Source organism: Novimethylophilus sp. (assembly GCF_036504375.1).
Lineage (GTDB): Bacteria > Pseudomonadota > Gammaproteobacteria > Burkholderiales > Methylophilaceae > Novimethylophilus.
Genome location: NZ_DASXVH010000018.1, coordinates 1 through 22,555, shown reverse-complemented (window position 1 = coordinate 22,555; position 22,555 = coordinate 1). Strand labels below are relative to the sequence as shown.

The window sequence follows — 22,555 nt, the reverse complement described above, 5'->3', positions numbered from 1 at the left end:
GGGTACTGAAATCCCATGTCAGTCTTCGTTTTCATTCTTGATCTGGTACTTGAGTTCTTCCGACAGCAATAGCTGGGTGCCGCTCACGACGAGTTCGTCGCCTTCCGTGAAGCCGCTTGCGGCAAACCAGCCGTCGCCGGCTTCCTGCGAGGTGTCGACCGGCACGCGCACGAACTTGTCGGTGTCCTCTTTGCGGTAGGCCCAGGCCTTGCCGGCGTACCACACCACCGCGGCATTGGGAATCACCACGCCGGCGGCCTGTTTGCCCTGCGCCCTGATATGCGCTTCCACCCGCATGCCAGCGCGCAGCTCGCTGGCCGGGGCGCGGAAAAAATAGGTGCGCCCCTGCAGCGTGGCATCGGTTTGCGGAGAAGGCGAGACGTAGACGGCGGCCACCGGCTTGCCGTGCGAGCCGGCCGGGGCGACCTCTATCGCGGCGATTTTTTCCGCTTGCAGCCCGTCGAACGGCAGTGCCGCCTGGATCAGCACTTCTTCGTGCGACAGCAGTTTGGCCAAGGCGCTGCCTTGTTCGCCTACCGCCCAGCGCGCCAGTGCGTCGCCCCATTGCTGGCGCATGCTGTCGCGGATGCCGCCGGCCTGCGTCTCGGCGGCGGCGAGCCTGGCCTCGTCGGCTTTCCAGGCGGCTTCGGCTGCCTGCACCGCGCGGTCGGAGACATTGCGGTTGTCGCGGTTGAGCGCTTGCAGGCGCTGGTAGTCCTGCTGCGTGCTGGCGATCGAGGCGCGCACCGCGCCGGCTTCGGCCCGCGCCGCAAGGTAGCGCGTGCGCAGCTCGACCAGCGGCTCGATGCCGATCACGCTGCCGTAGCTCGTGAGCTGCGCCTGGTGCGAGGCGGAATGCAGGGCCTCAACTGCGATGCCGCTGGCCTGCTGCGCCTCTGCCGACAGGCTGACGACGCTGGCGCCTTTTTCCGCGGCCACATGCGAGGCGGTCTTGATTTCCTCGTCGTCCCTGCGCTGGTAGGCCTCGTATTCGTCCTTGCCGTAAAACACCAGCATCCATGCCAGCACGACGATAACGACGGCTTGCAGGCTAATGATGATCAGGGCCTTGCGGTTCACGGTTTTTCCTCCGGCATTTTCGGCAACGGTGCGGAGCCGTCCAGCGGCTGCTGTACGGCGTCTTCCAGCTTGCCCAGGGCGTGCTGGGCTTGCAGCCTGGCTGCAAGCACGGCGGCTTCGGCGCTATTCAATTCAAGCTGGGCGGAAGTGAGTTCCAGGCGGTCGGCATAGCCGGCGTCGAACTGGCTCTGCGTCTGTGCCAGCCGCGCCTGCTGCGCCGCAGCCAGCTTCCGGGCCTTGGCGATGACCGCTTGTGCCGCTTGCCAGCCGGCCAGCGCCTGTGACTGCTCGCCTATGACGGCGGCCTGCAGCGCATTGAATTGCTGCGCCTGCACCTCGCGCTGGGCGCGGGCTTCCGCGATCGGACCTTCGTTCTTGTTGAGCAAAGCCAGGATCAGCGACACCCCCAGCGACCAGCGGTTGTCGCCCTGATCCCAGCTATAGCCGGGTGCCAGGCTGAAATCGGGATACTGCTTGGCGACTTCCAGTTTGAGCCTGGCCTCGGCGGCTTCAAAGCCTGCCAGCGACTTGCGGATTTCCAGACGGTTGAGCAGCGCTGCCCGCTGCCCGTCTTCCGGCGGCAACTGGATGCTGTCGAGTTCGAACGGCGCAAAAGACAGCGGCACATTGACGAGTGCCGCTGCGGGCAAGCCGATGCCGGCAGCCAGCGCGGCGTGCGCTTCGGCTGCGCGTGCGGCTTCCGTCTCCATCGCGCTGCGGGTTTTCTGCAATTGCAGGCGCGCATCGGCAAGGTCGGTGCCGCCGACCAGTCCTGCCGCCAGGCGCGCTTCCAGCAAGGCGACGATCTGCGCGCGGAGGTCCGCTTCCCTGTGCAACTGCGCGGCCTGCTGCCGGATCGCATAAAGCTCCAGCAAGCGCGAGCGCAAACGGCGCCTGACCTGCCAGGCGGCCTGGGCGATATCCAGTTTTGCCGCTGCGGAGAGAGCCGTGGCCTGTTCGATGCGGGCTTCGCGCTTGCCGTGGGTTTCGATGGGAATGTCGATACCGAGCGTCAGCGTCCATGGCGAGATGCCGTTGGCCCGGCTGTGGTGCTCGCCGCTGCCCGAGATTATCGGGTTCGGCTTCTGCCCCGCGGTAGTCTCCGCGGCCTGCGCTGCCCGCCATTGCGCCCGTGCGAGTTCGATATCGGGGTGCAGTCGTAGCGCCGCCTGCGTCAACTGCGGCAACCCCCAGACTTCCACCGCGCCCAATCCGGCATCGTTCAATGTGCGTGCGCGAAAAGCCTCCGCGCTATCGGCCGGTGCCAAAGGCTGCGGCGCATAGCTCTGCGTGGCGCAAGCGGCCAAGAGCCACGCAAACGACATGAACGATACGGTTTTGGCCTTCACTGGTTGCCGATTATCTGGGTTAAAAAGAGGGTCGATATTACATGCTGCAAGGGGTTGCGGGCAAACGGGAAGATGGCCGCATGCCTGTGCAGCGGTTGAAAATGAAACCAGGCCCAACGGAGTTTGTTGCGGGGGAAGGAAATCGGTGCGTTGCTTGAGACGCTGCCTAAACCACGCTATGCGCTTTTACCGCATTCAACGCGTCCTGCAGCGTTTCTTCCGGCAGGGTGTTGACGCATTCGGCGAGCAGTTCGGCGGCTTCCATCGCCGTTTGGGGGACGTCGAAGCTGTCCAGTTCGGCGATGAAGCCGGTAGCGGCGCCGGCGACCTGCAGCAGCGATTGGCGTTCTCTCATGAGCAATTCCAGTTCGGCGCGCAGCATCGCGATTTCCTGGTCTTTAATGGCGTGTGGCATGGTCATTATCCCTGATGGCGTATCTCGATGCTTCCATCATGCGGCGAGGCCGACTGCTTGTCAACGCTTGTCGCGGGCTGTGCAACACAGGCCCGGCTCGGTTAGAATATCGCCTCTTCCGCTTGCGGCGGTGGTGAAATTGGTAGACACAACAGGTTTAGGTCCTGTCGGGGGCAACTCTGTGGAGGTTCGAGTCCTCTCCGCCGCACCATATTCGATTCATTGTTTCATCGGTGCTGCCCGAGCAAGGAGAGATTGACGATTCTTGGCCTCACGGTTATATTCTTTCATGCATATCGATGCGCCCCGAGAGGGTAATTTTTTTGCTATCGATATATGTGCGTAAACATAACGAAGGGTATTTACTGCAATGTTTAACAGGCGCATCAGTTGAGGAAATCATGACCCTGCCAGACCCAGCCAGAATAGCGGTAGAGCGAATAATCACCGATAACAAGGATAAACAGGGGGCGCTGTTGCCCATTCTGCACGGCATCCAGGACAGCATCGGCCATATCCCTCCCGAAGCCGTATCTGTCATTGCCGATGAACTGAATTTGTCGCGAGCGGAAGTGCATGGCGTCGTCAGTTTCTACCACCACTTTCGTCAGAGCCCGCCGGGCCGGCACACTATCCAGATTTGCCAGGCGGAGTCCTGCCAGGCCATGGGCGGTTCAAAGCTCACCAAACACGCAAAGGAATGTCTGGGAATAGATTTCCATGAAACCACCGCCGACCAGGAATTCTCTCTGGAGCCGGTCTATTGCCTCGGCAACTGCGCGTGCTCTCCAGCCGTCATGGTCGACGACGAGGTTTACGGTCGTGTCACCGATGATGGTCTCGAACAGTTGCTCAGCCAGGTCAGGAAGGGGCAGCAATGAGCATCAAGGTTTATGTGCCGCGTGATTCCAGCGCGCTTTCGCTGGGCGCCAACCAGGTCGCGATGGCTATCCTGGTCGAAGCCGCCAGGCGCGGCGCCAGCATCGACATCGTGCGCAACGGTTCGCGCGGCATGTTCTGGCTGGAAACGCTGGTGGAAGTGGCTACGCTCGATGGGCGCATCGCTTACGGCCCGGTGCAGCCGCAGGACGTGCACGGCCTGTTCGAGAGCAACTTTCTCTACGGCGGCGAACATCACCTGCGCCTGGGGCTGACGGAAGACCTTCCCTTCCTCAAAAACCAGGAGCGCCTCACGTTCGCTCGCGTCGGCATCACCGATCCGGTGTCGCTGGTCGATTATGTGGCGTACGACGGTTATCGCGGCCTGAAGCGCGCGCTGGGTATGGATGGCGCCGGCGTCGTCAAGCAAGTCACCGACTCCGGCCTGCGCGGGCGCGGCGGCGCGGCATTCCCGACCGGCATCAAGTGGAATACCGTGCTCAATACCGGCGCCGCGCAGAAATATATCGTCTGCAACGCGGACGAGGGCGACTCGGGCACCTACTCCGACCGCATGATCATGGAAGGCGACCCCTTCGTGCTGATCGAGGGCATGACCATCGCCGGCATCGCCGTCGGCGCCACCCAGGGTTACATCTACCTGCGCTCGGAATATCCGCATGCCTATCAGGTGCTCAAAGAAGCCATCGCCGTCGCTACCGCCAGCAACTACCTGGGCCAGAACATTCTTGGCAGCGGCAAGACTTTCCATCTCGAAGTGCGCCGCGGCGCCGGTGCCTACGTGTGCGGGGAAGAAACCTCGCTGCTGGAAAGCCTGGAAGGCAAGCGCGGCATCGTGCGCTTCAAGCCGCCGTTGCCCGCCATTCAAGGTTTGTTTGGCCAGCCCACCATCATCAACAACGTCATTTCGCTGGCCTCCGTGCCCATCATCCTGGACCGTGGCGGCGTGTTCTACCGCGATTACGGCATGGGCCGCTCGCGCGGCACGCTGCCGATCCAGCTGGCGGGCAACCTCAAGCACTGCGGCCTGGTGGAAAAAGCCTTCGGCGTCACCCTGCGCGAGCTGCTCTATGACTACGGCGGCGGTTCGGCGAGCGGACGCCCGATCCGCGCGGTGCAGGTGGGCGGGCCGCTGGGCTCCTATCTGCCCGAGTCGCAGTTCGACACCCCGCTCGATTACGAAGCCTTCTCCAGCATCTGGGCCGTACTCGGCCACGGCGGCATCGTCGCCTTCGACGACACGGTGGACATGGCGCACATGGCCCGCTACGCGATGGAATTCTGCGCCATCGAATCCTGCGGCAAGTGCACGCCGTGCCGTATCGGCTCCACCCGCGGCGTCGAGGTTATGGACAAGATCATCAAAGGCCAGGATCACGCGGCGAATATCCAGCTGCTGCGCGATTTGTCCGACACCATGCTCAACGCTTCGCTGTGTGCCTTGGGCGGCATGACGCCTTACCCGGTGCTGTCGGCGCTCAACCATTTCCCGCAAGATTTCGGCCTGCAAAAAACGCAGCAAGCCGCATAAAGTAAGGACTCAGATCATGGCATGCAATTGTGGCAACGGCGGTTGCGGCACCGATTACGGCACCCCGGCGCGGGTATCCGAGAAACTGGTCACGCTGGAGATCGACGGCATCGAGGTGACGGTGCCCGAAGGCACCTCGCTGATGCGCGCCGCCGCCGAAGTCGGCGTGCAGATTCCCAAATTATGCGCGACCGACAGCCTGGAGCCGTTCGGCTCCTGCCGCTTGTGCATCGTCGAGGTGGAAGGGCGGCGCGGCTACCCGGCTTCCTGCACCACGCTGGCCGACAACGGCCTGAAAGTCAGCACGCAGACGCCCAAGCTCGCGGAAATCCGCCGCGGCATCATGGAGCTGTACATTTCCGACCACCCGCTCGACTGCCTCACCTGCGCCGCCAACGGCAACTGCGAACTGCAGGACATGGCGGGCGCGGTGGGCCTGCGCGAGGTGCGCTACGGCTACGAAGGAGAAAACCATCTCAAGGCCGTCAAGGACGAGTCCAATCCCTACTTCAGCTATGATTCCGCCAAGTGCATCGTCTGCAACCGCTGCGTGCGGGCCTGCGAGGAAACACAGGGCACGTTCGCATTGACGATCGACGGCCGCGGCTTCGAATCGCGCGTGTCGCCGGGACAGATGGAAAACTTCATGGACTCCGAGTGCGTTTCCTGTGGCGCCTGCGTGCAAGCCTGCCCGACCGCCACGCTGATGGAAAAATCCATCACGCTGCATGGCCAGCCCGAGCATTCCGTGATCACCACCTGCGCCTACTGCGGCGTCGGCTGTTCGTTCAAGGCCGAGATGAAGGGCAACCAGGTCGTCAGCATGGCGCCCAACAAGGACGGCCATGCCAATCACGGCCATAGCTGCGTCAAGGGCCGCTTCGCCTGGGGCTATGCAACGCATTCTGATCGGATCACCACACCGATGATCCGCGACAACATCAGCGATCCATGGCGCGAAGTGAGCTGGGAAGAAGCGGTGGCCTATGCCGCCAAGCGCCTCAGGGAAATCCAGGCCAAATATGGCAAGGATGCCGTGGGCGGCATTACCTCGTCGCGCTGTACCAACGAGGAAACCTATCTGGTGCAGAAACTGGTGCGCGCCGCCTTCGGCAACAACAACGTCGACACCTGCGCCCGCGTCTGCCACTCGCCGACCGGCTACGGGTTGAAGCAAACGCTGGGCGAATCCGCCGGCACGCAGACCTTCGATTCCGTGATGCACGCCGATGTCATCCTGGTCATCGGCGCCAATCCGACCGACGGTCATCCGGTATTCGGCTCGCAAATGAAGCGCCGGCTGCGCGAAGGCGCCAGGCTGATTGTCGTTGACCCGCGCGCCATCGACCTCGTGAAATCGCCGCACGTCCAGGCCGATTACCATCTCAAGCTGCGTCCCGGCACCAATGTCGCGGTGGCGAATGCACTGGCGCACGTGATCGTCACCGAAAACCTGACCGACGAGGCGTTCGTCGCCGGGCGCTGCGAAGCCCAGGCCTATGCGGACTGGAAAGAGTTCGTCGCCCGCCCCGAGAATTCTCCCGAAGCGCTGGAAGCCGCCAGCGGCGTGCCCGCCCAGCTGGTACGGGAAGCCGCACGGCTGTACGCCACCGGCGGCAATGCGGCGATTTATTACGGCCTCGGCGTGACCGAGCACAGCCAGGGCTCCACCATGGTGCTCGCCATCGCCAACCTGGCTATGGCTACCGGCAATATCGGCCGCGAAGGCGTGGGCGTCAACCCGCTGCGCGGCCAGAACAACGTGCAGGGCTCGTGCGACATGGGTTCGTTCCCGCATGAGTTCCCCGGCTATCGCCATGTATCGGACGACGCTGCGCGCGGCCTGTTCGAGAGCGCCTGGGGCGTCAAGCTGGATAACGAGCCGGGGCTGCGCATTCCCAACATGTTCGAGGCCGCGCTGGACGGCAGCTACAAGGGGCTTTACGTCGAGGGCGAGGATATTGCCCAGTCCGACCCCAATACCCAGCACGTCACCGCGGCGCTGGAAGCGATGGAGTGCGTGGTAGTGCAGGACCTGTTCCTCAACGAAACGGCGAAGTTCGCGCATGTGTTCCTGCCGGGCTCGTCATTCCTCGAAAAGAACGGCACCTTCACCAACGCCGAACGCCGTATTTCGCCGGTGCGCAAGGTGATGCCGCCGTTGGCCGGCAAGGAGGACTGGGAAATTACCCAAATGTTATCCAATGCGCTGGGCTACCCGATGCACTACAGCCATCCGTCGGAAATCATGGACGAGATCGCGCGCCTGACGCCGACTTTCCACGGCGTCAGCTATGCCAAGATCGAGCAGATGGGCAGCGTGCAGTGGCCGTGCAACGAAGAGGCGCCGCAAGGCACGCCCATCATGCACATCGAGGAATTCGTGCGCGGCAAGGGTAAGTTCTTCGTGACCCGCTATGTGCCGACCGACGAAAAGGTCACGCAGAAATTCCCGCTCATCCTCACCACCGGGCGCATCCTCTCGCATTACAACGTCGGCGCGCAGACCCGCCGCACCGCCAATACCGCCTGGCACCCGGAAGACGTGCTGGAAATCCATCCGCACGACGCCGAGGAACGCGGCATCAAGGACGGCGACTGGGTCGGCATCCAGAGCCGGGCCGGGGAGACGGTGCTGCACGCCAGGATCACCGAGCGCATGCAGCCGGGCGTGGTGTACACCACGTTCCACCACCCGTTCTCGGGCGCCAACGTCATCACCACGGACAATTCCGACTGGGCGACCAATTGCCCGGAATACAAGGTGACGGCGGTGCAGGTAATGAAAGTGACGCAGCCTTCGGAATGGCAGCAGCGCTACCGCCAGTTCAGCGAGAAGCAGCAGGAGCTGCTGCAGCAACGTGAAATGATGAAGGCACAATAAATGGAAGCGGTGCCGCTTTCATATGGTCTGCCTGAGGAAGTCGAGGTCGCCAGCTACCACACTCGTGCCGTCGAACGCTGGGGGAATAACGGCACGCTTATCCACGCCATCGATCAAGTGGCCGAGGAAGTTCCGGTTGCCATGGTGTACAACGGAATTTCGCATGCCGTGATGCTGGCGACCCCAATGAGCCTGGAACAATTCGGCCTGGGTTTTAGCCTGTCCGAGGGTATTCTGCACAGCCGGCGCGAACTTTACGACATGGAAGTGGTGAAGCGCAAAGACGGTATCGAACTGCAAATGACCATTTCCCAGGAACGCTTCGTCGAACTCAAGCAGCGGCGACGCAATCTTGCCGGGCGCACCGGTTGCGGCCTGTGTGGCGCGGAGAGCCTGCAGCAGGTGCTGCGCCATCCCAAGCCGGTGGCGTGCGACAGGCGCTTTGGGCCTGAGGTCGTTCATACCGCATTGCGCCGCTTGTCGCAAATGCAGTCGTTGCAAACGCTCACCGGGGCTGTGCATGCTGCAGTCTGGGTGACGGCGAATGGCTCGATTGCCTATATTGAGGAAGATATCGGCCGCCATAACGCACTGGATAAGTTAATCGGCACGCTGGCAAAAAATAGCGTCGACCTCAAACAGGGATTCGCGATTGTGACCAGCCGGGCCAGCTATGAAATGGTGCAAAAGGCGGCAACTATCGGGATCCCCATGATGGTGGCAGTCTCCGCTCCAACCTGCCTGGCCATCGACATGGCGCAACGCGCCGGCCTGACACTCGTCGGGTTTGCTCGCGGTGGCGGCCACGTCATTTATACCCATTCACAAAGATTCGTTGATCAGCAGAAACCATCATGAATATTCGGCACCTCGTCAAAATGGCGAACCAGATCGGGCAGTTTTTTGAAGATGAACCCGACCAAGGGCAGGCAATCAAGGATGTCGCATTGCATCTGAAACGCTTTTGGGATCTGAAAATGCGCCAGGCGATTGTCAGCCATGTCAACAACGGCGGCGAGGGGCTTCTTCCGATTGTCATGGAAGCCGTCATCGACTATCAGGAATTACTGGCCTAGACTCCCGGGAACAATGGTGCAGGTTTTATATCGCCGTGCCGAGGATGCCAAGCTTATTGCATCGCTCCCAAGCCTCATTTGCCCGGTTTGACTATTACCGAGCAAGTCATTCCGGCGACAACAGTCATGTCCTTGGGCACTTGATCCAGACGTACGCGCACCGGCACTCGTTGAGCCAGCCGTACCCAGTTGAAGCTGGGATTGACGTTCGCCAGCAGCTTAACGTCAGTTGGGTTGTCGCGGTCGGTAATGCCGCGCGCGATGCTTTCCACATGGCCTTGCAGCACCCGGTCGGAGCCTAGCAGATGGATTTCCGCAGCGTCGCCGACATGTATCAGCGCCAGCTTGTGCTCTTCAAAATAGCCATAGACCCAGAATGAGTTTTTGTCGATCACTGCCAGTTTGGCCCCGCCCACCTGGGCATAGTCGCCGGGGCGGACCAGCAGGTTGGAGACCCAGCCATCGACCGGCGAACGCACCACGGTGCGCTCCACGTTCAGCCTGGCCTGATCGCGCTGGGCCACGGCAGCTTCGTATTCCGCTTTTGCGCTGGCGGCGATCAGGTCGGTATCTTCGCGGTTTTCGCGCGAGATCACCTGGTCGTCCAGGGCGGCGCGGCGGGCCGCCTGGGAGCGCTTCATTTCCAGCATGATCTTGCGCTGATCCATCAAGGCCTGGGTCTGCGCCAGGGCATGACGATAATGTTCGGCATCGATGCGGAACAATAGATCGCCGCGATGCACGAACTGGTTGTCGCCAACCGCTACTGCGGTGACCAGCCCGGCAACATCGGGCGCGACATTGACCACATCCGCGCGCACCCGACCATCGCGCGTCCATGGCGAATCCATGTAACGCACCCAGAGCATGCGGCCGAGAATAATAGCCAGTGCGACCAATGCCAGAGTGATCGAAATGCGCAGCAGCCGTTTGATGAGTTCTTTCATGTTGAAGTCCTAGTCAGTAAATCCAGAGTCCGCACGCCGCAAACAGGGAGGCGAATACGGCCAGGCGGAACAATGCGGGATACCAGATGTGCCGGTAAATGCCATAGCGGACAAACAACCAGTCCAGCGCCAGCCATACGCAGGCAGCGGCCAGAAAAGCGAACAGCAGTGCCGGAACCAGCGCGTCAAACAATGCAACTTCACGTGGCATGATCAGGCCTCCCCGGCCGGGGTTAAAGGCGCGACCGATGTCAGCACGGATTCTTCGTCCAGCAAGGCGCTGCGGATAAAGTGCAGCATGGTGAGCAATTGATGGCGAGAGGATGCCGCCGCGTACTGCCCTTTATCCGTGATGACTGCCATGGCCGTTTCAATCGCCGAGATCGCGGCCCGGCGATTCCGCGTGGAAGGCGAAGCGTAGAGCAGGGCGATGGTGTCCAGGCTGGCCGTCAGTTTGCTGGATACCCCGGCATGATCGATTTCATTTAACTGTTCGCGCAACGCAATCACGGCATGACCGATTTCGAGGGTGGAAAGCAGCCAGTCGGCCACTTCCTGATCCTGATCATCCGCGATGCGCTGCGTGCTGCCGGTACGCTGCACCAGGTCGCGTGCAGCAGTCTCGAGGCGGGCGCGGCGCAGCGGCAGCGGCTCGCGGCATGCGGCCACCACCAGCCCGCGCAATGCCCTGGCAATGCGTTTGCGAGACCAGCGGCTGTTGCTGAGATCGATCAATCCATACATCACGCCCGACATCAGGACGGCGATGATGTCGGCGATGGCGTCGTTCATGAAGGTGATAGGGTTGGCGCTATAAGCGCTATTGAAGCCGATATGCGATAAGAAGATGATGAATGTGCTGCCGCCCAGGACGGCGATGGCCGGCCGCGTCGTCATCCAGGCAACGACCGCGAGGGCTGGCGTCAACGTCAGGGCGAGCATCAGGAACCCCTGCACTTGCGGCAGCATCTGGAAGTTGTAGAAATAAGCCAGCACGGTGCCGATCACTGCGCCGCCGATGAATTGCTTGATGGTGCGGTGGGGAGAGGGCGCAGTGGCAAACAAGGTACTGGTAACGACACCTATCGTAATGGCTTCGATACCCGACCGCCAATCGGTAAAAATCCACAGCGACGTCATCACCGCCAACGCCAGCGCGCCACGCATCCCAGCCAAGGCGACGGCCAGCGGATCGAAATGAGATTCCAGGTGCAGCGGATACTCCGCTGCCGCGCCTGCGCGCGATCGGCCAAGGCCGCTTGCGAGCGACGCATAAGTGCCGGCATAGGCATACAGTTCGTCGGCAAAGCGCTGCAGCAATTCGCCCCCGGTATCGAAATCCAGGTGTTCGGCTGGGGTCAGGCCATGCGGCAACCGGGCCCGCGCCGCCGCGAGCCTCTGCTCAAAGGCGTCGCGAAACGTCTTGAGTTTTCCGGTGATTTGCTGCGCTTCCTGTTCCGTCCTTGCGCTGCGCCCATCGATGGAAATGGCTTCGCCAATGGATTGATAAATCTCGAGTAATGCGGTACTGACCTCGGGATGCCCGCTGGCGCGCTGCCGGCGCAACAGTTGCTCCAGGGCGTGATAGCTGGTCGAAACCTCCATGAACTCGGCATTCAGCAGGCCCAGACGCAAGCGCTGGGCGCGCGAATGGTCGTTTTCCAGCATGGTGGAAACGCGGAACGATTCCAGGCTGAAAATATCCCCGACAAACCGCAGCAGCGCCGGCTTTGATGTCGCAGCATCAGCCGATGCGAAAGAAACGGAGCGCAACAGGTCGGAAAAATCGCTGAAGCGGCGGCGCACCGTTGCCAGCATCATATCCCACATGCGCTGCGGAAAGACCAGATCGCTGACCAGGGTGGCGGAGAGCAAACCGATCAGGATTTCCGAAATGCGAGTGACGCCGATATTGAACGTCTGATCGGGACTGATCGTCGCCGGCAAGCCTACGATGCACAGCGTGTAGCCGGCAAGCACGAAGGCATAGGACTGGTGGTTGCGGAACACCATGGAGCCGGCCGTACAGAGCCCGATCCATATTGCCATGCAGAGCAGAAACAGCACCCGTTCCTGCGCGAACATACTCACCAGCACGAAGGACACGGCAATGCCCACCAGCGTTCCCAGCAGGCGATAGATACTCTTGGTAAACACCATGCCTGAGCGTGGCTGCATGACGATGGTCACCGTCAGCATTGCGGTACGCGGCTGGTCGAGCTCGAAGCGCAGCGAAAGCCATAGCGCCAGCAGGCAGGCGAGTACCACCTTGAGGATGTAGCCGATGGTGATGGCATCTGTTTCCCACCAGTCCCGCAGCGCCGACTGCAACATCACCAGCGCACGGCTCCTGCGGCTGCGCGCCAAAAACAAGGTGGACGTCATTAATGCGGCCGATCCGTAGCGGTTGCGTTTTGTGCCGGCGACGTGTCCATCGTTCCGCCCCCCAGTGCGCGCATGAGGCCGGTATAGGCATCAAATCGCACCGCCTGTAGCTGGGCAACGATTTCCTGCTGGCGCAATACGGAGCTTTGTATATCGAGCACATGCTGATAGTTGCTGATCCCTGCGCGATAGCTCGCCTCGGCCAGCATGCGGGCCTTGCGCGCCAATGCGAGCGCATTTTCGGCCTCGGCACGCTGCTTGGCATTGGATTGAAGCACCACTAGCTGGTCGGAAACGTCCTGTAGCGCATGAACCAGTACGCTATTGTAGTTTTCCACGGCAATGTCATAGATGGCGGTTTTTGCCGAAAGGTTGCCGCGCCGGCGCCCCCCATCGAAAATAGGCAGCGAAAGGGCGGGGCCGACCCCGGCGATCGACGCCGCATTGCTGATGAGCTGGCCGAAGCCAAGCGCCTGAAAACCGATGAATGCCAGCAAATTGATATTGGGGTAGAACGCAGCCTTGGCGCCGTCGATATCCTGCTGTGCCGCTTCCGCGCGCCAGCGGTAAGCCTGCACATCCGGGCGGCGACTCACCAGATTGGCCGGCAATTGATCCGGCAGGCCAATCGGTGCGTCCAGCATCAGCGCCGGGCGCTTGATATGCTCGCCGGCACCCGGTCCCTGGCCGGAAAGGGCAGCCAGCTGATTGCGCAGCAAGGCAATGTGCGCATTGACCACTTCGAGCTGCGCGCGTGCCATCGGCAATTGCGTTTCCACCTCGCTGACCTCCATTTCCGTACCGATTCCGGCGGCCAGGCCGCGGCGCGCGATTGCGACGCGTTGCCCGATCTGAGCCAGGCGTTCCTCCGCCACGTCTCGCAGCGTGTATTCCATTGCCATTTCGACGTAGCTGCGCACGATGGCGGCGATCAGTTCCAGCTTGACCTGCTGCACCTCGACGGCGACTGCCCGGCTTTCATCCACCGAGGCGCGCCAAATGCTTTCCTGACGCCCCCACAGGTCAAGATCGTAAGCAAGCGATACGGTGGCCTTGTTGTTCCAGTCGAAATTGCCGCCCCAGGGCGGAGGGATGAACTGCAGTGCGGTAAAGCGTTCGCGGGCAACCGACAGGTCGGCGCCAATGTTGGGCGTGGTTTCGGCGTGCATGCTGTCGGCATAGGCCCGCGACAATGCGACGCGGGCCTGAGCCAGGCGCAGCGTCGGGCTGCCGGCAATGGTCTTGGCGATCAAGGCATTCAGCTGCGGGTCGCGATAGGCGGTCCACCAATCCTCATTCGGCCAGGCGATTGCGGGCGCCTTCGCGATGCTTGCCCCGGCATCGAGCTGGTTGGCGCCGATGGTTTGTGCTTTTGGCTCGATGCCTTTCATGCTGACGCACCCCGCTTGCAGAATCAGCAAAGCAGAAGCCGCGGCGAATTTTACCCATAGCCCCTGATCTGCCGTCGCCATATTGGGGTGATACCTGTTTAAAACCCGCATGGTTTTGTTTGGCTCCTAACTAAATGGATAAATTTTTTGGCGCTCACTTCATCACGCCGACGTTTGCGGCCAACGTTTTGGCGCTGCTAACCATCGCAGTGCGCTGGTCTTTGGTAAGGATGGACATCAGGGCTTTCACTTTTCTGTGATAATCCGGCATCACTTCGTCCAGCTTCTGTTGTCCGGCCGGTGTCAGCTTGATCGAGATCTTCCGGCGGTCGGCGGCATCCAGCAGGCGAACCACCAATCCTTCCCGTTCCAGTCCATCGATGAATCCGGTCATGGTTGCCTTGGTGACGCCGGCTTTCTCGGCAAGCTCCGTGGGTGAAGATATCAGGTCGTCCTCGCGCATCAACAGTACGAGCACCCACCATCTTCCCTGCAGCAGGCCATGCCGAGCCAGCAATTTGTCGAGAGCGTCGGAAATATCTGACGAAGCCCGCAATAAATTGACAAAATCCGAGATTGCCTCGATGTCTGCGTCCGGATATCGCGACACAAACTTCTTAAGGCTCTTTGAGGTTGGAAGTTCTTTGAGTAAAAGCATCGTACGGATCATTATAGTATGGTTCCATACATTTGCAAGGTAAATTTTATGCCTGGTCCTGGCCCAAGCTCCGCAGGAGATATTCTCGTAACTGCTCATGGTCAGATTTCAAGGTGTCTGCGGCTAAACAGCTTTCACGCTTGTCAGCATTGATCGGCTCATTTATAGTACCAACCAGTTTGTGGGAGAGAACGGGGCTTTCCAGGCCCGTCGCCGAAGGCGTAAACACCCGTAACCGCTCAGGCAAAACGGACCGCAAATGTCGAACACTCTGGAGAGCGATGGCTGAGAACCGGATTCCGGCCGTCCACCGAAGGGGCAAGCGTAGCGCTAACGCTGCGTAATCTCTCAGGTATCAAGGACAGGGGGGTGAGTCGTCTCGACTCACCCCTTTTTTATTTTCCGGCACAAGGAATTTGCATGCAGAAAACTGTCCTCAACGAGGCCCATCGCGCACTCGGCGCGAAGATGGTCGATTTTGGCGGCTGGGATATGCCGCTGCATTACGGCTCGCAGATCGAGGAGCATCACGCGGTGCGGCGCGACTGCGGCATGTTCGACGTTTCGCACATGTGCGCGGTGGATATCGCCGGGGCGGACGCCAAGGCTTTTTTGCGGCGCTTGCTGGCGAATAATATCGACAAGCTCAAACAGCCCGGCAAGGCGTTTTACAGCGTCATGCTCAACGCCAAGGGCGGAGTGGTGGATGACCTCATCGTCTATCACCTCGACGACACGCATTTCCGCATCGTGATCAACGCCGGCACGACGGACAAAGACCTGGCCTGGATGGCCTCCCGCTTGATCGACTGGAAACTGGACGCCAATATCGCGCCGCGCCGCGACCTGGCGATGATCGCGGTGCAAGGGCCGAATGCGCGCGAGAAGGTGTGGAAAGCGCTGCCGGAAGCGCGTGCGGCCAGCGCGGAAATCGGCCATTTTTTTGCGGTGCAGGCAGGCGACTTCTTTATCGCCCGCACCGGCTATACCGGCGAGGATGGCTTCGAGATCGGCATGCCCGCCGACCGGGCCGAGGCGGTGTGGCAGGCGCTGCTCGATGCCGGGGTGGCGCCCAGCGGTCTGGGCGCGCGGGATACCTTGCGGCTGGAAGCCGGCATGAATCTTTACGGACAGGACATGGACGAGGCCACGTCCCCGCTCGACGCCGGGCTGGGGTGGACGGTAGACCTGGTCGCGGCGCGCGATTTTTTCGGCAAGGCGGCGCTGCAACAGCACGGCCAGCAGCGGCAACTGTGCGGTATCGTGCTGCTGGGCAAGGGCGTGTTGCGCGGGCATCAAAAAGTAATGACGCCGCAGGGCGAGGGCGAAATCAGCAGTGGGACGTTTTCGCCTACCATGCAGCAATCCATTGGTTTAGCTCGCTTGCCTATGGGCGTGACTTTTGGCAATACTGTGCAAGTTGAAATCCGCGATAAGCTTCATGCGGCCAAGGTGGTCAGGACGCCGTTCGTGCGCTTTGGCAAAGTACTGGTTAATTTTTAGGAGATTTTTATGAATATCCCCGCCGAGCTGCGCTATACCCAAACCCACGAATGGGTACGCCTGGAAGACGACGGCAGTTTTACCGTCGGCATCACCAACCACGCGCAGGAATTGCTGGGCGATCTGGTGTTCATCGAACTGCCCGAAATCGGCAACAGCTGCAAGGCGGGCGCGCAGGTTGCGGTGGTCGAGTCGGTAAAGGCCGCTTCCGACATTTATGCACCGGCCGCCGGCAGCGTGATTGCGGTGAACCAGGCCGCAGCGGACGCGCCGGAGAGCGTCAACGCGGATGCCTATACCGCCTGGCTGTTCCGCCTCAAGCCCGACAATGCCAGCGATTACGAAGCGCTGCTGGATGCCGCCGGGTACCAGCAGGCCATCGAAGGTTGATTCGGATCCACATATGCTGCCATTATCGTCACTGGAACAACGCGATGAATTCATTTCCCGCCATATCGGCCCGGACGACGCCGAAATTTCGGCGATGCTGGCGGCCATAGGCGCAGATAGCCTGGAACAGCTGATCGACCAGACCGTGCCGGCGGCGATCAGGCTGCCTGACGATCTGCCGCTGCCTGCGCCACAGCGCGAGTACGAAGCGCTGGCTGCGTTGAAAAAGGTGGCGGCCAAGAACCGCGCCAACAAATCGCTGATCGGCATGGGTTATGCCGATACGCACACCCCTGCCGTTATCCTGCGCAATCTGCTGGAAAACCCCGGCTGGTACACCGCCTACACGCCTTACCAGGCCGAGATCGCGCAGGGCAGGCTGGAAGCGCTGCTCAACTACCAGCAGATGGTGATCGACCTCACCGGCTTGCCGCTCGCCAATGCCTCGCTGCTGGACGAGGCGACCGCTGCCGCCGAGGCGATGGCGATGGCGCGGCGCATCGGCAAGGTCGATTCCAACCGGTTTTTCGTCGATATGGGCTGCTTTCCGCAGACCGTCGATGTATTGAAAACCCGCGCCGAATATTTCGGCTTCGAACTGGTGTTCGGCAAACCTGAGCAGGCTGCGCATCAAGGGGTATTCGGGGCGCTGCTGCAATACCCCAACGATGCCGGCGAGGTGGCCGATCTCGGCCCCGCCATCGCCGCGATCAGAGCGCAGGGCGGCGTCGCCGCGGTGGCGAGCGACCTGATGGCGCTGGTGCTGCTGAAATCTCCGGGAGAGATGGGTGCCGACATCGCGCTCGGTTCATCCCAAAGATTCGGCGTGCCGTTAGGGTTCGGCGGCCCGCATGCGGCTTTCTTCGCGACGCGCGACGAACACAAGCGCAACGTGCCCGGACGCATCATCGGCGTATCGATCGACGCTCGCGGCAAAAAAGCGCTGCGCATGGCGTTGCAGACGCGCGAGCAGCATATCCGCCGCGAAAAGGCCAACTCCAACATCTGCACTTCACAGGTTTTATTGGCAAACATTGCCGGCATGTATGCCGTCTATCACGGGCCGCAGGGCCTGCGGACGATAGCGCGGCGCATCCACCGGCTGGCCTGCATCCTGGCCGAAGGCTTGCGGCAGGGCGGGGTGGAGCTGCGCACGCGGCAGTTTTTCGATGTCTTGCAGATCGGCCTGGGCAGCCGTGCCGAGGCCGTTTATCAGGCGGCGCTGGCCGCCGGCTACAACCTGCGCCGGGTGTCGCACGACGTGCTGGGCATCGCGCTCAATGAAAAAACCTCGCGCGAGGATGTCGCCAAACTGCTGGAGCTGATTTGCGGCCGGGCGTTCGATATTGATGCGCTGGATGTCCAGGCTGCGCAGCACAGCCCGATTGCCGACCTGCTGCGTACCGACCCCATCCTCACCCATCCGGTATTCAACACCCACCATTCCGAACACGAGATGTTGCGCTATTTACGGAAATTGCAGGGTCGCGACCTGGCGCTGGACCATTCGATGATCTCGCTGGGTTCGTGCACGATGAAGCTCAATGCCGCAGCCGAGATGCTGCCGGTTACCTGGCCGGAATTCGGCGACATCCATCCGTTCGCGCCGGCGGAACAGACGGCGGGCTACCTGGAAATGATCTGCGACCTGGAAAGCAGCCTGAAAGCCATCACCGGCTTCGACGTGATCTCTTTGCAGCCCAATTCCGGCGCGCAGGGCGAATATGCCGGGCTGGTGGCGATCCGGCGCTATCACGCCTCGCGCAACGAAGCGCAGCGCGACGTCTGCCTGATCCCGACTTCGGCGCACGGCACCAACCCGGCCAGCGCGCAGATGTGCGGGCTGGAAGTGGTCGCGGTGGCTTGCGACGGGCAAGGCAACGTAGACGTGGCCGACCTCGCAGCCAAGGCGGCAGCGCATGCTGCAAACCTGGCCTGCCTGATGGTGACATATCCCTCCACCCATGGCGTGTTCGAGGAGGGCATCCGCGACATCTGCGACATCGTGCACCGCTTTGGTGGCCAGGTGTACATGGACGGCGCCAACCTCAACGCGCAGGTCGGGCTTACAAGTCCGGGTTTCATCGGCGCCGACGTCAGTCACATGAATTTACACAAGACCTTTTGCGTCCCGCACGGCGGCGGGGGCCCCGGCATGGGGCCTATCGGTTTGAAAGCGCACCTGGCGCCGTTCATGCCCGGCCATATCCTGGAATATTCAAACAAAAGCCAGAGTGCGGTTTCGGCGGCGCGCTGGGGCTCGGCCTCCATCCTGCCGATCGCGTGGATGTATATCGCGATGATGGGCGGCAGCGGGTTGAAGCGCGCCACCCAGGTCGCTATCCTCAACGCCAACTACATCGCCGAGCGGCTTGAAAACGACTATCCGGTGCTGTACATCGGCAAGAACGGCCGCGTCGCGCATGAATGCATCATCGACATCCGCCCGCTTAAAGCGGCGACAGGCATCACCGAAACCGACATCGCCAAGCGTCTGATGGACTACGGCTTTCACGCGCCCACGGTGAGCTTCCCGGTGCCCGGCACGATGATGGTGGAGCCGACCGAGTCCGAAACCAAGGCCGAACTCGACCGTTTTATTGCTGCGATGGCGGCGATCCGCGAGGAAATCCGTCAGGTGGAAACCGGCGTCTGGCCGGCCGACAACAATCCCCTCAAGCATGCCCCGCATACCCAGGCCGATCTGGCCGAGTCGGAATGGGACCGTCCCTACAGCCGGCAGCAGGCCGTATTCCCGCTGCCCTGGGTGGCCGAAAACAAGTTCTGGCCGACAGTGAACCGCATCGACGACGTCTACGGCGACCGCAACCTGTTCTGCGCCTGCGTGCCGATGGACGAGTACATGGCCCCTGATTCCGTGTGATGAACTAATCCTAAAGGATGATCGGGGATAGTACTTTAAGGGGATATAAGACCTGGAGGAAATAAGATAGTCTTGGGCTACATGCACTGTTTCAGGTAAAGCCATGAGCCGCCCATTACCAGCCACCGCATGGCTGAGCTATTTCCCTTTTGGATACCGTATCGGGCTGGTGGGGGTGATGGTGACCCTGCCGTTTCTCGCTTCGCTTTTTACCGCACTGACCGGCATGCCATTGAAGGCGGTGACTTTGCTGTCATCCACCTTGATGATCCTGCTTGCCTGGTATCTTTTGGCTGCATTGTACCGTTCGTTGCGGTTGTTGTTCGGTGAAATGCGAGGAACGCTGTCTCAGATTGCCGAAGGGGATTTCAGCGCGCGGATGTCGCTGACTGGCAATGATGAGGGCAAGCATCTGGCCTTGGCCTTTAACGATATGTCGCGAGAACTCGGCCGGATTATTGACGATGTGCGTGATGCAGCATCGGAAGTGGCCCATGCGTCGGGGGAGCTCAAGCGCCGTTCCGATCTGGTGGCGTCTTCTGCTGCGCAACAGGAAGATGCCGCTTCTCGGACGGCTGTTTCAGTCGAGGAGCTTGCCGTCAGCATTGATCACGTCGCCACGCAAAGCCGGGATGCCGAGCAGAATTCGCACGAAGTTAGCAATCTCTCGGCGGCCGGCATGGATGCCATCGCCCAGTCGTCGGGAGAAATCGTTGCGCTGGCCAAGACGGTGGAAGACGTTTCCTGTTTGATGGACAGACTGTCGCAAAGCTCTGCGCAAGTGACCCAGATCACTGAGTTGATTCGTGACGTTTCCGATCAAACCAATCTGCTTGCGCTTAATGCGGCGATAGAGGCGGCAAGGGCTGGTGAGCAAGGACGGGGGTTTGCCGTGGTGGCGGATGAAGTCAGGCAGCTGGCGCATCGGGCCCGCGCGTCGGCCGACGAAATCACCACGACGGTTGTCGCCATCCAAACCGAAATTCAGTGTGCGGTGCAATACATGCATACTGCCAGCGCACAGGTGCGTAGGAGTGTCGAACATGCTACTTCTGCCAATGGCATGCTTAAAAAAATCGATGGGCAAGCTGCGTCGGCGCTAGGGAGCGTTCATCAGATCGCTGCCGGTGTGAAGCAGCAGAGTACCAATAGTTCCGATATCGCGCGACACGTCGAGCAGATCGCCGAAGGCGCGCAGCAGAATAACCATGCCGCGGCAGAAACCGCCAATATGGCGACCCACCTGGCAGGACTGGCAAGCAGTATGCGCATTGTCCTGGGCGGGTTCAAGGGTTAGCCGGCCATGGTGGATTTGCAATGGTTGATGGCGATTGTGCTGGGGCTGGGTTTTGTGGGCGCTGCCGGGTTGGTGCGATACGTTTCTTACCGTGAGCGCCGCGTGACCCAGGAACGGCGGCAGGAAGGTGTCCGCCTCGGTCGTCAGCTGAAACAGCTGCTGCTGGATATCCAGCAGTGTCGCGGCATGATCAATGCGCTACTGAGCGGGGATAAAAGCTTTGCGCCCAAAGTGACGCAGAAACAGGACAGCGTTGATCGGGATATGAGTGCGCTGGATGACTGGCAGCAAGTTGCTCTGCTGAGCGCCAAACGCTGGAATGATGTGCGTTCCCAATGGAAAGATTTGCGTGCGCAGGCCGCAACCTTGCCGATAGAAACCAGTTTTGAGCGTCACAGCGGGCTCATCCGGGAAGTGCTGCGATGTATGGGCGATGTGGCTGAACGGTCCCAACTGGGCGGGGTGCATGCTGTTGATCCGGTGCTGGTCAACGTACTTTGGAACAAGCTGCCGATTGCGGCGGAATGCATCGGCCAAGCCCGCGGCATGGGGGCGAGCGTTGCGGCCAGGGGGTGTTGTTCCAGCGTCGTCCGTATCAAGCTTTGTTTTCTGGAAGAGCGTATCCGGGAAACCATGGCCTTGGTCAGCGCCGATCTTGCGGGCGCTAATTGCAGCGAGGCGGCGTCCATGGCAAAAGAATGGCAGGTTGCCAGTGGCACGGTAAGCAGTTTTCTGGATCTGCTGGAATCATCACTGCTCAAGGTAGAGCACCCTACGCTGGATGCGGAACATTATTTTGCGACCGCCACCAAGGCACTGGAGGCGGTGTTTCAAGCGTTCGATCATACGACCTCCGCGCTGGAGAACACGGCGGCAGCATAATGTCGTTGCCGCCCCGGTTCGGCGGTTTGTGACTTTTCCCGGAAAACGCGTTCCCCTAGTGTAGCGCCCGCTGCTGAATTGATCCCCTACGGTGAGATACCCGCTCCACAAGAGGCGTGTCATGGGGTAAGCTTGCGGGCATTTTCAACTCAGGTAACAGTACTTTATGGCTCAATACGTCATGTCCATGCTCCGCGTGAGCAAGGTCGTACCGCCCAAGCGGCAAATCATCAAGGATATTTCCCTCTCTTTCTTTCCCGGCGCCAAGATCGGCCTGCTCGGCCTGAACGGCTCCGGCAAGTCCACTGTGCTGCGCATCATGGCTGGCGCGGACAAGGAGTTCGAGGGCGAGGTGCAGTGGCAGCCGGGGATTTCCATCGGCTACCTGCCGCAGGAGCCGGAACTGGACCCTGCCAAGACCGTGCGCGAGGAGGTCGAGTCCGGCATGGGCGCGGTGATGGAGGCCAAGCAGAAGCTCGAGGAAATCTACGCCGCCTATGCCGAGCCGGATGCCGATTTCGACAAGCTGGCCGAGGAGCAGGCCAAGTACGAGAACATCATCGCCGCCAGCGGCGCGGACCTGGAAACCCAGCTGGAAATCGCCGCCGATGCGCTGCGGCTGCCGCCGTGGGACGCGAAGATTGCGCCTTTGTCCGGCGGCGAAAAGCGCCGCGTGGCGGTAGCCAAGCTGCTGCTGTCCAGGCCCGACATGCTGCTGCTGGATGAGCCTACCAACCACCTCGACGCGGAATCCGTCGAATGGCTGGAGCAGTTCCTGGTGCGTTTCCCCGGCACCGTGGTCGCGGTCACCCACGACCGCTACTTCCTCGACAACGCTGCCGAGTGGATTCTCGAACTGGATCGCGGCCACGGTATTCCGTGGAAGGGCAACTATTCCAGCTGGCTGGAGCAGAAGGAAGCGCGCCTGGAGCAGGAATCCAAGCAGGTCGACGCCCACATGAAGGCGATGAAGACCGAGCTGG

19 protein-coding genes, 1 tRNA gene and 2 riboswitches are annotated in these 22,555 nt (G+C 61.1%); of the genes, 12 read left to right on the top strand and 8 right to left on the bottom strand.

From position 1 onward, the window contains the following. Positions 1-18 precede the first annotated feature (18 nt). The 3 genes from VGK14_RS01645 to VGK14_RS01635 all read right to left on the bottom strand — a co-directional run bounded on the left by VGK14_RS01645 (position 19) and on the right by VGK14_RS01635 (position 2,844). On the bottom strand, positions 19-1,080 hold the full coding sequence (locus tag VGK14_RS01645) for a hypothetical protein (RefSeq protein WP_331507184.1): 1,062 nt from the start codon (positions 1,078-1,080) through the stop codon (positions 19-21). Next, a complete protein-coding gene (locus tag VGK14_RS01640; protein ID WP_331507183.1) occupies positions 1,077-2,429 on the bottom strand; it encodes a TolC family protein in 1,353 nt (450 codons plus the stop codon). Before VGK14_RS01640 ends, VGK14_RS01645 begins: the two co-directional genes overlap by 4 nt. A gap of 166 nt (positions 2,430-2,595) precedes the next feature. Next, positions 2,596-2,844 (bottom strand): hypothetical protein, encoded by a 249-nt coding sequence (locus VGK14_RS01635; protein WP_331507182.1) that lies wholly within the window; start codon positions 2,842-2,844, stop codon positions 2,596-2,598. A gap of 124 nt (positions 2,845-2,968) precedes the next feature. Here VGK14_RS01635 and VGK14_RS01630 point away from each other — a divergent pair. The 6 genes from VGK14_RS01630 (at position 2,969) to VGK14_RS01605 (ending at position 9,235) form a co-directional block, all read left to right on the top strand. Further along, positions 2,969-3,055: transfer RNA gene (locus VGK14_RS01630), tRNA-Leu, on the top strand. Between the two features lie 190 nt (positions 3,056-3,245). After that, on the top strand, positions 3,246-3,725 hold the full coding sequence (locus VGK14_RS01625; RefSeq protein WP_331507181.1) for a formate dehydrogenase subunit gamma: 480 nt from the start codon (positions 3,246-3,248) through the stop codon (positions 3,723-3,725). Then, the gene (locus VGK14_RS01620) at positions 3,722-5,275 is read left to right on the top strand and encodes an NADH-quinone oxidoreductase subunit NuoF (RefSeq protein WP_331507180.1); all 1,554 of its coding nucleotides are present in this window, start codon (positions 3,722-3,724) and stop codon (positions 5,273-5,275) included. Before VGK14_RS01625 ends, VGK14_RS01620 begins: the two co-directional genes overlap by 4 nt. A 16-nt stretch (positions 5,276-5,291) precedes the next feature. Then, on the top strand, positions 5,292-8,159 hold the full coding sequence (gene fdhF, locus VGK14_RS01615; RefSeq protein ID WP_331507179.1) for a formate dehydrogenase subunit alpha: 2,868 nt from the start codon (positions 5,292-5,294) through the stop codon (positions 8,157-8,159). Beyond that, positions 8,160-9,017, top strand: coding sequence for a formate dehydrogenase accessory sulfurtransferase FdhD (gene fdhD / locus VGK14_RS01610; protein WP_331507178.1), 858 nt, complete (start codon positions 8,160-8,162; stop codon positions 9,015-9,017). It abuts the gene before it with no gap. Further along, positions 9,014-9,235 (top strand): formate dehydrogenase subunit delta, encoded by a 222-nt coding sequence (locus VGK14_RS01605; protein WP_331507177.1) that lies wholly within the window; start codon positions 9,014-9,016, stop codon positions 9,233-9,235. Before fdhD ends, VGK14_RS01605 begins: the two co-directional genes overlap by 4 nt. 74 nt (positions 9,236-9,309) lie before the next feature. Here VGK14_RS01605 and VGK14_RS01600 read toward each other — a convergent pair whose 3' ends face one another. The 5 genes from VGK14_RS01600 to VGK14_RS01580 form a co-directional block, all read right to left on the bottom strand. Then, positions 9,310-10,182, bottom strand: a complete 873-nt coding sequence (locus VGK14_RS01600) for an efflux RND transporter periplasmic adaptor subunit (RefSeq protein ID WP_331507176.1) — start codon at positions 10,180-10,182, stop codon at positions 9,310-9,312. A 13-nt stretch (positions 10,183-10,195) separates the two neighbouring features. Beyond that, on the bottom strand, positions 10,196-10,393 hold the full coding sequence (locus VGK14_RS01595; protein WP_331507175.1) for a DUF1656 domain-containing protein: 198 nt from the start codon (positions 10,391-10,393) through the stop codon (positions 10,196-10,198). A gap of 2 nt (positions 10,394-10,395) precedes the next feature. After that, positions 10,396-12,567 carry an FUSC family protein gene (locus VGK14_RS01590; protein ID WP_331507174.1) on the bottom strand — a complete coding sequence of 724 codons (2,172 nt, stop codon included), beginning with the start codon at positions 12,565-12,567 and terminating at the stop codon, positions 10,396-10,398. After that, on the bottom strand, positions 12,567-14,039 hold the full coding sequence (locus tag VGK14_RS01585) for an efflux transporter outer membrane subunit (RefSeq protein WP_331507173.1): 1,473 nt from the start codon (positions 14,037-14,039) through the stop codon (positions 12,567-12,569). Before VGK14_RS01585 ends, VGK14_RS01590 begins: the two co-directional genes overlap by 1 nt. 73 nt (positions 14,040-14,112) lie before the next feature. After that, on the bottom strand, positions 14,113-14,616 hold the full coding sequence (locus tag VGK14_RS01580) for a MarR family winged helix-turn-helix transcriptional regulator (RefSeq protein ID WP_331507196.1): 504 nt from the start codon (positions 14,614-14,616) through the stop codon (positions 14,113-14,115). Positions 14,617-14,788: 172 nt separating this feature from the next. Beyond that, a riboswitch (glycine riboswitch) is annotated at positions 14,789-14,882 on the top strand. Position 14,883: 1 nt separating this feature from the next. Then, positions 14,884-14,985: riboswitch (glycine riboswitch) on the top strand. Between the two features lie 51 nt (positions 14,986-15,036). Between VGK14_RS01580 and gcvT the strand changes: the two genes are divergently transcribed. The 6 genes from gcvT to VGK14_RS01550 all read left to right on the top strand — a co-directional run. After that, positions 15,037-16,119, top strand: coding sequence for a glycine cleavage system aminomethyltransferase GcvT (gene gcvT / locus VGK14_RS01575; protein ID WP_331507172.1), 1,083 nt, complete (start codon positions 15,037-15,039; stop codon positions 16,117-16,119). Positions 16,120-16,128: 9 nt separating this feature from the next. Further along, the gene (gene gcvH, locus VGK14_RS01570; RefSeq protein ID WP_331507171.1) at positions 16,129-16,509 is read left to right on the top strand and encodes a glycine cleavage system protein GcvH; all 381 of its coding nucleotides are present in this window, start codon (positions 16,129-16,131) and stop codon (positions 16,507-16,509) included. Between the two features lie 13 nt (positions 16,510-16,522). Beyond that, on the top strand, positions 16,523-19,393 hold the full coding sequence (gcvP, locus tag VGK14_RS01565; RefSeq protein ID WP_331507170.1) for an aminomethyl-transferring glycine dehydrogenase: 2,871 nt from the start codon (positions 16,523-16,525) through the stop codon (positions 19,391-19,393). A 103-nt stretch (positions 19,394-19,496) separates the two neighbouring features. Next, the gene (locus VGK14_RS01560) at positions 19,497-20,690 is read left to right on the top strand and encodes a methyl-accepting chemotaxis protein (protein WP_331507169.1); all 1,194 of its coding nucleotides are present in this window, start codon (positions 19,497-19,499) and stop codon (positions 20,688-20,690) included. Positions 20,691-20,696: 6 nt separating this feature from the next. After that, positions 20,697-21,572, top strand: a complete 876-nt coding sequence (locus tag VGK14_RS01555) for a hypothetical protein (RefSeq protein ID WP_331507168.1) — start codon at positions 20,697-20,699, stop codon at positions 21,570-21,572. Positions 21,573-21,738: 166 nt separating this feature from the next. After that, the coding region (locus tag VGK14_RS01550) for an ATP-binding cassette domain-containing protein (protein ID WP_331507167.1) at positions 21,739-22,555 on the top strand (817 nt) is incomplete at its 3' end.